Source organism: uncultured Methanobrevibacter sp. (assembly GCF_937881195.1).
Lineage (GTDB): Archaea > Methanobacteriota > Methanobacteria > Methanobacteriales > Methanobacteriaceae > Methanobinarius.
The window spans coordinates 1-11,826 of record NZ_CALGFC010000061.1; the positions used below are offsets into that span (position 1 = coordinate 1).

General features: G+C 24.4%; 9 protein-coding genes and 1 riboswitch. Of the genes, 2 read left to right on the forward strand and 7 right to left on the reverse strand.

Annotated features, from left to right (window positions below):
• Positions 1–169: 169 nt before the first annotated feature.
• Complete coding sequence (locus tag Q0087_RS08600; RefSeq protein WP_297899504.1) at positions 170–319, reverse strand: hypothetical protein; 150 nt, start codon at positions 317–319, stop codon at positions 170–172.
• 223 nt (positions 320–542) lie between these two features.
• Here Q0087_RS08600 and Q0087_RS08605 point away from each other — a divergent pair, with 223 nt between their 5' ends.
• Both Q0087_RS08605 and Q0087_RS08610 read left to right on the forward strand, forming a co-directional pair.
• Complete coding sequence (locus Q0087_RS08605) at positions 543–719, forward strand: hypothetical protein (RefSeq protein WP_297899507.1); 177 nt, start codon at positions 543–545, stop codon at positions 717–719.
• Between the two features lie 523 nt (positions 720–1,242).
• Complete coding sequence (locus Q0087_RS08610) at positions 1,243–1,401, forward strand: hypothetical protein (protein ID WP_297899509.1); 159 nt, start codon at positions 1,243–1,245, stop codon at positions 1,399–1,401.
• A gap of 443 nt (positions 1,402–1,844) precedes the next feature.
• Here Q0087_RS08610 and Q0087_RS08615 read toward each other — a convergent pair whose 3' ends face one another.
• From Q0087_RS08615 to Q0087_RS08640, 6 genes are all read right to left on the reverse strand, one after another.
• Positions 1,845–6,065: a hypothetical protein gene (locus Q0087_RS08615; RefSeq protein ID WP_297899511.1), complete on the reverse strand. Its 4,221-nt coding sequence runs from the start codon at positions 6,063–6,065 to the stop codon at positions 1,845–1,847.
• 1,280 nt (positions 6,066–7,345) lie between these two features.
• Positions 7,346–7,426: riboswitch (Fluoride riboswitch) on the reverse strand.
• Between the two features lie 194 nt (positions 7,427–7,620).
• The gene (locus Q0087_RS08620) at positions 7,621–8,232 is read right to left on the reverse strand and encodes a TetR/AcrR family transcriptional regulator (protein ID WP_297899513.1); all 612 of its coding nucleotides are present in this window, start codon (positions 8,230–8,232) and stop codon (positions 7,621–7,623) included.
• Positions 8,233–8,515: 283 nt separating this feature from the next.
• Positions 8,516–8,944 carry a Mov34/MPN/PAD-1 family protein gene (locus tag Q0087_RS08625; RefSeq protein WP_297899515.1) on the reverse strand — a complete coding sequence of 143 codons (429 nt, stop codon included), beginning with the start codon at positions 8,942–8,944 and terminating at the stop codon, positions 8,516–8,518.
• Between the two features lie 42 nt (positions 8,945–8,986).
• Entirely contained in the window at positions 8,987–9,880 is an 894-nt protein-coding gene (locus tag Q0087_RS08630) for a tRNA(His) guanylyltransferase Thg1 family protein (protein WP_297899517.1), read from the reverse strand.
• 166 nt (positions 9,881–10,046) lie between these two features.
• The gene (locus Q0087_RS08635; RefSeq protein WP_297899519.1) at positions 10,047–10,811 is read right to left on the reverse strand and encodes an aspartate dehydrogenase; all 765 of its coding nucleotides are present in this window, start codon (positions 10,809–10,811) and stop codon (positions 10,047–10,049) included.
• Positions 10,812–11,543: 732 nt separating this feature from the next.
• Positions 11,544–11,826: hypothetical protein (locus Q0087_RS08640; RefSeq protein ID WP_297899521.1), on the reverse strand; the 283-nt coding region annotated here is incomplete at its 5' end.

An 11,826-nucleotide genomic window follows, 5' to 3' on the forward strand; every position in this document is an offset into this window, starting at 1 on the left:
ATTAATAATATTTAATTATAATATTTAATTTTATATTTATCCATATTATTTTTAATTTATTAATAATATTTAATTATAATATTTAATTTTATATTTATCCATATTATTTTTAAAAAAAATACGGTTTTAAATTATCAAAAAAGATAATGTATGAATTGTAAAAAAGATTTTAAGATTTTCTATCAGCTTCTTTAGCCTCATATTCTGCTTTAGCTTTAGCTTTTTTACCTTCATACTCAGTTTTATTTTTCAATTCTTCTGTTTTATCCTGTACTTCATCTTTAATTTCCTTAGACTTCTTTTTAATATCATCTAACATTTTAAAAGACCTCCAATAATATAAGTATATTATGTTTAAAAAATTATATAAATATTATGATAGTAATAAAAAATAACATTAAAATAATATTTTAGTATATTTTAACAGATCTTTTATTTGTTTTTTTCCTAAAATGATTAGAAAAGTACTTATTTATAAATGAAATAATAATTATATATATAAATTCAAATCAAAAATATTTAGAGAAACTAGAGGCATTTAAATGGAAAAAGAAAAAATAATCAAACTTATTGGACTTTGCATTATACTTTTAATAGCAATATTAATACTATACTTCTTTTTACCAGTAGGCATGATTAGATTTATATTAGGTTTGATTGTAGCTGGAATCATTGGTTTAATAATGCAAAAAAAGATTTTTGAAGAAAAAGAAAGTTAATATGTTTAATCTTAAGATTTAAAATATTAATTTTTAAGGATATTTATCAAATTAAGCTAGTTATGTGGCTAATTATTAGTTCAATAAGCTTTATTCAACCATACTTAACTAAAAATCCTAAATAACTGAGAATAGTCTATTTTTTATAAAAAATCCTCAAAAATTAGATAAAAATTATATGATTATTTTTTTTAATAGAAGTTAAGTTTATATATCATAACTTACTAAAATAAAAATAGAGAATATTCTCTTTAAAATTTTTTCATGAAAAATAAATATAGTTTGGTATTATTTCATTGGTGGAGTAAAAAAAGGTATACTCTTTTTTTTGATTTATTTCATATTCACCCCCCTGAATATAATACTATAAAACATTGGATTAAAATGATATTGAAAAATACGTATTAAATGGTACTTTTCATGTCGCTCGGTTTATAATTTAATCAACAATATTATTACTTTCTCCACCAATGAAATAATACCAAAAAAACTTATAAAAAATTAAGATAAAAAGGAAAAAAATATGAAAAAGTCAAATTTACTATTATTAATTATAATAATACTAATTATATTAGGATTAATATTTATTTTATCTGATGGAAGCATTTCAATGGGAGAATTTTTAATATTAGGAATAGGACTACTTATAGGGATTTTCATTTCAGATAAAATAGGTGAATAAAACTTATCAATAAAAAAATATTTTCAATTGTTTTATTTTTTTATGTTTCCCCATATCATTTTTATCTTTAAAATGATAATATACTACACAAGTAGTTACATTAGCAGTATCTTGAATCTGTTTTCAAAGACAAATTATTAATAACTATTTTATTTTCATATTTTACAAAATTATTTTATATCTCTAAAACACCTAATAATTATTTTAAATCCTAAAAAAATAATATCTTTTTTATATATTTAGAGAGCATTCTATAATTATCTTTTCCATTTTAGTGATATATTATTTAAATACTAAATATAATTTACTAATAAAAAAACAAAGAAATAATTTATAGTAGTAGAATGTTTTCGATATATTTACATTATATTATCATAAAAAAATAGGAAGGAAAAAAAGAGTTTTAATATTCTTTTTACCCCACACTTAAACATTTAAAAATTTTATTTTTCTCTTTTTCTAGAGTAGGTTAAACCTAAACTACTTAACAACAGTAAAATTATTACTATTATTGGTATTCCTGTTTCTTTCATAGCAGCTTTACTCACTGCTGGATTGTGACTTGTTTTATTAGTACCATTAGGATTTATTGGTGTTGTATTTTCTTTTACTTTAAAGTTTGTGGAATTTGTAGACCCATAATAAATATTATTTCCATTATAATTAACTGAAACAAATAATATTCCTGATCTTTTTGGAGTGTATTTTAAAACCCAAACACCAAAAGCATTAGTTTTAACACTGAAAGATTTACCATCAACTATTACTTCTAAATTAGCATTAGCTATCGGGTTTCCATTTTCATCAGTTAAAATTCCAGAAATTGTAGTTTCCTCACCAACCTTACTATTTGGAGCATTGATTGTAACACTAGTATTCAACTTTCCAACATTGAAAATAGTACTATTAGTAAAACCAACATGAGTACTATTACCAGTCCAAGATACTGCCACATTTAAATTGCCAGAAGTAGTAGGAGTATAATTTAAACTCCAAGCACCTGAACCATCAGTATTCACATTGTAACTTGTACCATTAACAACAACAGTAAGGTTAATATTAGCTAATGGATTACTATTTTCATCTAATGCAACACCACTAATAATAGACTGATGTCCAACTTTACCATTAGGAGCAACAACAGTAGAATTACTAGTAATTTTAACAGTTATATTTACTGTTATATTAGAACTATTAGTATCATTATTGATGTTAGTCTGATTTACAGTAACATTAACACCATTAACAATAAGACCAGTACCATTAACACGAACAGTAATCACCAAAACAGCACTAGAACCATTAACCAAACTACCAACATCCCAAACACCAGAAATAGGATTATAAGTTCCTTGAGTTCCACTACTGTTAATATATATAAGACTAGTCGGAAGTATTTCATTTATTATAACATTTGTTGCATCATCAGGACCATAATTAGTCACAGTAATAGTGTAATTTATAGTTTGACCATTGACAATAACCCCTGTAACATTAGCTACTTTAGTGAGAGTAATGTTGACATAAGGTCTAGCAGTAATATTTGCTGTTATATTAGAACTATTAGTATCATTATTAGTATTATTCTCATTAGCTGTAACATTAATACCATTAACAATAAGACCAGTACCATTAACACGAACAGTAAGCACTAAAACAGCACTAGAACCATTAGCTAAACTACCAACATCCCAAACACCAGTAACAGGATCATAAAATCCACCACTAGAATCACCAATATAAACAAGGCTAGATGGTAACAATTCATTAACAATAACACCAGTAGCATCATTAGGACCATAATTAGTCACAGTAATTGTGTAATTAATTACATCCTCATCCCATACATCACCAGTAACATTAGCTACCTTAGTAAGGGTTAAATTAATTCCTGGAACTGCAGTAATATTTGTAGTTATATTAGAACTATTAGTATCATTATTAGTATTATTTTCATTAGCTGTAACATTAATACCATTAACAATAACACCAGTTCCATTAACACGAACAGTAATCACCAAAACAACAGTTTGACCATTATTTAAAACACCAATATTCCAAACACCAGTAACAGGATCATAACTACCAGAACCATTATCACCAATATAGATAAGACCAGAAGGTAAAATCTCATTAACAATAACACCAGTAGCATTATCAGGACCATAATTAATTACAGCAATAGTATAATTAATCAACTGCCCATTAATCACATCACCAGTAACATTAGCCACCTTAGAAAGGGTTAAATTAACACCAGGAACCACAGTAACATTAGCTGTAATATTAGAACTATTAGTATCATTATTAGTATTATTCTCATTAGCTGTAACATTAACACCATTGACAAGAGTAACACTACCACCATTAGTAGTAGCATTAACACGAACAGTAATTGCTAATATAGCAGTACCACCGTTTGCTAAATTACCTATATTCCAAACACCAGTAACATTATTATAAGCACCATTAGATGAATCAGTGATGTAAATCAGTCCAGAAGGTAAAAGTTCATTAACTTTAACATTAGTAGCATCATTAGGACCATAATTAGTCACAGTAATCCAGTAAATAATAGTTTGACCATTAACAACAGAATTAACAACATTATAATTAACATCATAAACTATCTTGTTGAGAGTTAAATTAACCTTTGGAACAACAGTAATATTTGTTGTAATGTTAGTTTCATTGTTAATATTAGATTGATTAGCTGTAACATTAACATTATTAACAATAACACCAGTACCATTAATCTGAACAGTAATCACTAATGTAGCAGAAGAACCATCAGCTAAATTACCAATATACCAAACACCAGTATCATTATCATACGAACCATCACCAACAGCACTTACAAAAATAAGGCCTGATGGTAAAATCTCATTAACAATAACACCAGTAGCATTATCAGGACCATGATTAATTACAGTAATAGTATAATTAATCAACTGCCCATAAGATAAATCTCCAGTAACATTAGCTACTTTAGAAATAGTTAAATTAATATAAGGCCTAACAGTGATGATTGCTGTAGCATTAGTTTCATTGTTAATATTAGGCTCATTAGCTGTAACATTAGCAGTATTAACAATAACACCACTACCATTAATTTGAACAGTTATCACTAATGTAGCAGTAGAACCATTATTCAAATTACCAATATACCAAAGACCAGTAACATTATCATACGAACCATCACCAACAGCACTTACAAAGATAAGATCTCCAGGTAAAGTTTCATTAACAACAACACCAGTAGCATTATTTGGACCATGATTAGTTACAGTAATAGTATAATTAATCAATTGACCATAAGATAAATCTCCAGTAACATTAGCTACTTTAGTAATAGTTAGATTGATATGATTAGTTCCATTTGCCCAAAATACTTTTCTCCAATCATCTACACCAAAAGTAACCATTATACTATATGGAATAACAGCAACATATAGAGTTTGATTAGTACGAGCATCCCATTGAGGGATTAAGGTAGGATTAGGACCCGCCCCTTCATCAAGACTGAAGAAAGGTAGTAAAGAAGGATTAAATGCACTGCCATCACTAAGCTGAATATAATAATAAAATTCAGAATTAGGATCATCACTACCATTACCTGTGTAATTAACATCAACTACAACCCAGTTAGTAGATACATTAACACGTCCAGTATTATCAAAGTAGTATGCTCGATTATTGTCACCCCACCAATTCATAGAAAAGTCAAAGGTTCCTCCACCTGCATAAACTTGATATCCTGTAGGAGTAGCATTGTTATTATAAAAACGATTGTAATTTAAAATAACATTACCTCCATCAAAACCTATAGCTCCACCATCACCATATCCATCAGTGTTATTTACAAAGTCAGATTGAGTGACATTTGTATTTCCAGCATTTGAGAAAATAGCTCCACCAACACCTGAAATAGCAGTATTATTATAGAAATAGGAACTAACAATATTATTATTAACATTTCCAGAAATATGAATCGCACCACCATCAGAAGAAGCATTATTACCAATAAATGTAGTATTAGTAATATTAGAATGTCCATTGTTATTGTTAATAGCTCCACCAATAACACTAGCAGAATTATTAATAAAGGAAGAATTAGCTATATTGAGGTTACCTCCATTATTGTTAATAGCTCCACCAGATTGACCAGTATTATTGTAAAAAGTAGAATTAACAACATTATAATTAGAGTTATATCCCATAACAAGAGCCGAACCACTATTATCTATAAAAGTACAATTAATAAAATTAATTGTTCCAGATTGGTAGTCTGTCATAACTCCATTAAAAGCATTAGCAAAAGTAATATTTATAAAAGTAATATTAAGAGCATTACCTGCTGTGGAAAATAGCTGACTAACACCACTTCCATTAATTATTACTTGATTTGAAGACCCATTACCTCTAATAGTAATATTTTTGTTTACTTGTAGATTAGTGTTGTTAGAACCAGAATATGACCCGGGTTGAAGAATAATAGTATCACTAGAATTAGCACTAGATAAAGCACCATGAATACCACCACTAGATGTATCATTGATAGTAATATTAGCTGCATTAATAGTACTTGAGGCTAAAAATCCCATTATTAATATAAAACCAATAATTATTATAGGTTTAAGAATTTTCTTTTTAATCTTTTTCACCTCCCTTTACAATTTATAAGTTTAATGAAAGTTAATAAAAAATATAAAGAAAATAAAATGTATTAAACAATCATCTACTTTGGATTCTTTATACTTTTTATAATCTCTAAAGATTTTACAAAATTTTTTTAGATATTTAAAATTCTAAGTTTATATAAAGTGAATATTCTCTTAATAAATCAACTATGAGCTTATCACAACAACCATAAATACTTTATAAATAGAATTTAATCATTTAATATAATAGAATTTATTCTTTTAATATAATTCATAGCATTTTTATCATCAACAGAAAAAGAATAACATGAAAAAATTGTGTAATAAACAAAATTCTGATAAAAATTACCAATACTTAACTCTAATAATGTGTAAGATTATGCAAATTCTAAAAAAATACCAAAAATTCTTTAGAAACTGTCTTTTAATATGTTTAACATGATATATAATATTATCTAAATTAATCTTCTAAAAGTAATAAAAGATTAGATAAAATAGTATCCTAATAATAAAAAATTAGATAAAAAATATAATAAAAAAAAAGTTTAAAAAGCTATTTATAAAATATGGAAATGAAAAACTCTAAAAAAGTAAAAATTAAATTAAAAAATAGCTAAAATAAAGGCTCTCTACGATAAAAAGGAGTGTTCTGAATTGGGAAACGATGTTCGTAGTGAGCCTAAAATTTAACTGAAAATTAACCATCTACGGAAGACTATTAGTGATTACTCACTTATAGTCAAGATTAATATTTGTAATCTATTAATATTTAAAACTTTTCATTAAAGTAATAATTTAAAAAAAATATTAAATAATTAAATTGATTAAAATAAATAAATTAGTTAATTATAAAGTTAGACTTCAAGCTAGTTTTATTATTTTTTATATATCTAGACTTTTTTTATTTTAATATATTAAATAAATAAAATTTTGTAGGAAATAATTTTTTCTATAGGTTCTTCCCCTATTTTTTAGAATTTTATCAATAATTTTAAAAAAATAGGAAAAAACAAAAGCAAAAAATAGATAAAAGAATTGATTAATATTGAAAACTTCAGATATTTATTTATAATGTTTTGATTAATGTTTCATGAAAAAATGATTAACTAAAGCTTTTTTGAGGTTGAGATATAGTTCATCCTTTTTTTATCATGCATTATTTTATTAATACATTATAAAAAAAATAATTTTAGAATCAGTTTTATAAATTTATAAATTTTTAGATCATGCCTCCTACTATTTTTAACAGATATTATTGTTTTTTTATTTTATATTCTGTTATTTTATTAGTAGAGGTCATCATCCATGAATAAAAAATAGTTATTCTGGCAGTTAGATAGGTGAACCTCATCACCTTTTATATATAATATTTATATAATTTTTAGTATAAATATTTTTTTATTTTATATACTAATTTTATATATTATATGATTATTATATTAAATATATTTCATAGTTTGAATTAAATATATTTTTATATTATTTAAATTTCAAAAATAGTTTTACAACTTCTTGTTTTTTGATGGGATTTTTTATTTAATATTATCAATACTTTTTATTATTTTTTTATGTTCTCAAAGATTAATTCTAGATTGGTTTCTATGAATTTTTTTAATGTGAATTTTGGAAATACTGTTGAAAGTTCTATGAATCCTTTAAAAATTGTGAAGAGGTATATAGCTAAGTCTTCTGAATTAATATCTGATCTAATCTCTTTCTTTTCTATAGATTCTTCAATCAATTCCTTATAAAATTTGAATATTTCTAGATTCATATTATGAAAAAGGTTTCTAAGTTCTTGATGTTGATAATATACACTCGTTAATAAGAGATGATGTTGTTTATAGTCAACATTAGTTTTATCCGATAGTTCTAGAATATCACTATGGTCTCCAATATTAAGACCAACATGATAATAGAAGGTAAACCTTAGCTTTTCAAGTGGTGTTCCTTTATAATTTTTAAGTATTTTTTTAAAATTTTCAATCTCTTTTAAGATGTACATTTCAACAATATATTTTAAAATATCATTTTTATCTTTAAAATGATAATATATAGCACCAGTAGTTACATTACCTGTATCTTCGATTTGATTCAAAGATACATTATCAAAACCACACTTTAATGCTAATGAAAAGGTAACTTCAGCAATTTTATCCTTCTTATTCATGTTTCATTGACTCTCCCAACGGTATCATTAAAAAAATATTATTATTATTATTATTATTATTATTACTATTACTATTGCCATTATTATTAATAATATTAATAATATGAATATTAATTATTATAAAAAATTATAATGATAGCTCACTATGTATTTATTTTTTAAATTTAGTTTATAAGTTATATAAATGTTTCTAATATTTTTTTATTTATTGAATAATCTTTAGATTTAATAAAAAAATATCCAATCTTCTAAAGAAAAAAAATGCCGATTAAATAAAATCTTATTAGACAATCTCATATTCAGCAAATTCACCATAACGATTATAAGCTAAAATATCATCAGCAGTATAAGGTTGACAAATTATCATATGAAATAATCCGGTTTTAGCAAATGTATATAAATCTGTATCTGAAGGAAGTGCACTAGGTCCAGGGTGGCTGTGAACAGAACCCCATTGTGTTGTCATTACAGGAAGCATACCTGTATTAACAATAGCCCCTTCATCAGAAGTTTGGGTAGGTAAGAAAACTAGTCCAGTAATATGGAAAATTTCATCTTTAACTTCCCCATCAAAAATAGCCATAAACTCATTAGGATCAGAGCTTCTTGCATAATATATTATAGAGTCTATTACCTCACTATCAATTTGAACCTTGTTAAATTTAAATTTATTATTCCCTAAAAGTTTTGAAAAAATATCTCCTAATCCCATGTTTACACCAAATTTGAAGTTATTAAAATAATTTTATATTTGTTAAATAATATCAATCTTTTTAAAAAAACCTTGATTAAAAGTAGTAATTTTTTTATCTATTATTAATTTATTTCTATAAGATGTTTCTTCTTTATTTTTTATAGGATTTAACCCAATAATTTTTTCTTTTTTCTTGTAAATAGCTATGCCTCTTTTTTGATAATTAGGAACATTATTAAGGTTAATTCCATTTCCAAATAATAATTGATGAATATCTGAAGATTTAAGACTTTTCAATTTTTGAGTAGCTTCTTTAGCTGAATAATTTTCCCTTAATTTCCAGTAACCATAGCTATTTATACAATTTCTCCAAGATTCGTCCTGTCTCCATTTAAAATATTTTACAACATCCTTATTTTTGGATATTGGAATAATTCTTGAATCAAAAGAAATCAAAATAGAATCATTAATTACATTTTTTTCATGTTTAATATCTTCATCAAATTCTTTTTCATCAGAAATATCATTATCAAGTTCATTTTCATATTTAATATCATTCGTAAAATCTTTTTCATGATTAATGTCATTTTCAATTTCTTTTTCAATTTGTTTTTCATTAGAAACATCATTTTTAAAATATTTATTTAAGCTATTAGCTAATGAACTAGAAGCCAAACTTGGAAAAACAGAATTTAATTTTTCAATACGTCCTGAAAATGGCACTTCAGATAATAATATACTTATTTCATCAGAAAATGTATATATAAATAATGGAGAAAACTCTTTAAATATATTTATCGAAGTAGATATCATAGAATTAATGAATTTCTCATCATAAGGCTTATCAAAATTTAATTTTTTAGATAAGCTATGGAAATTTCTTCCATCTAATCTTAAAATAATTTTTGATCCTTTAGGAACTTTCAAATTATTATAGATTTCATATTCTTTCATATAATCTTCCCATTGTTTATAAATGAATATTATACAATTTAAATAATAGCTAAATAATTATACAATTAAATAATAGCTAAATAATATTATAAATAGATATTTGAGTAATCATATAATAACTAAATAATACAAATAAATCATTATATCATATATTATATTAATCTAGCTATGTACCCATTATAAAATTTTCATTTAAACTTTTTAATAATTTAATAGCTGAGTAAGCAGCTAACATACTTGTTTTAGGATTAACTTCACAAGGTAAGTTCTCAGTTCTTGTTTTAAATTGACCAAAGTCCCCTTCAACAATGACCTCATGAACATTTTTATCTACATTAGGATCAACAATGATTTTAACATCAACATCTAAATTACAAGCAATACTTAGTGCAGCAGCTACATTAATATTTACTGGAAACATTTTAACTGCTTCTGATGCTTTACCTTCATAAAGGACTTCTTCCTCATCAGTAGCTTTTCCAAGAGATTTAGGAGGTTTTCTTGTGGTTAAAGTAGCCCTATTAATTTTTCCAATAGATGCTGCTTTAATACCATCCAAACCTACAATAGCTCCTGAAGGAGCAAATATCTTAGCATTATTATTAGTAGCGGTTTCAATCATTTTTTCACGAATTTCTTTATCCATTAATGCCCCTATACTCATAATAATTATATTTTTGCCTTTATTCAAAACTTTAAAGCCAAATTTCTCTACAGAGATGGGAGAAGCCGCTTCTAAAACTAAATCGACATTATCAATCATATCATCAATATCTAAAACAGCTATTCCTCCAGATATAGTAGCTAAGTTTTCAGCTTTTTCCATATCATGATCATAAAAGTACTTAATATCAATTCCACTATCTTTAGATAAGAAATTATTTACAATAATACTTGCTATTGCTCCGCAACCTAATATTCCAACTATCATAAAATCACGTATAAAACAAAAAAATTAAAGAATTTAAAGAATCTATTAATCTTATCCTAATATTTTGAGTAAAATTTATTAATATTATAAAATATTTGAGTAATTTATATATTAATTCAATGAATAATTATTTAATTTACTATTTAATTTATTAATTAATTTATTATCTAATTTATTATTTAATAATTTTTTTAATAAGTTTAATAATGCATCTAATGATTTTTTACAATATATTTAATAATCTCTATTTTATAATCTTATTTAAAGTTTAATATATCAATTAATAATCAATATACTAATCTATATAATAATCTATATTAATAATCCATATAATAATCCATATAATAATCCATATAATAATCTATATAATAATCCATATAATAATTTATATAATAATCTATATAATAATTTGTTTTATATTATATATGTAATAATTTTAATAAAATTAGCCATATCATTAGAAAAGTACAAATATTGTAAAATAATCAAAGAAAAGAAATATTTAATTATTTTCCTTCGAATGAAAAAAGAATATGAATTATTATAATAAAAATAAAAAAATATTATGTAATATATACCAATTAATAATTTCAGTATAATAAAAATATATAAAAATATATAGTAGTTTAAATTTAGAATATATATTTGTTATTCAAAAATTTATATAAAGTAATCGTATGAAGATTATAAAAATATACATTAATAATAATTCAAAATATCATATAAATAAAATTATTGTGTTGGTTGTTGTGGTTCTCTGTTTGGAACTTGCCCTTGTTGATGATTTTGAGTAGCTTGGGTTTGTCTTTGAATGTCCTGAGGATCTATTAACATTATATCCCCTATTGCTCTGACTTTATCAAAGTCTACATTCAAAACTCCTTCTTGAAAAGCTCTCATTTCATTCTCTTCTGGAACAAATTGTAAACCATTTCTAAAAATATCCCTAATACCAACATTTTTGTTTTCTGGCTCTAAAGCTTTAACTTGAAGTTTAGCAATTGTCCCCATTCTC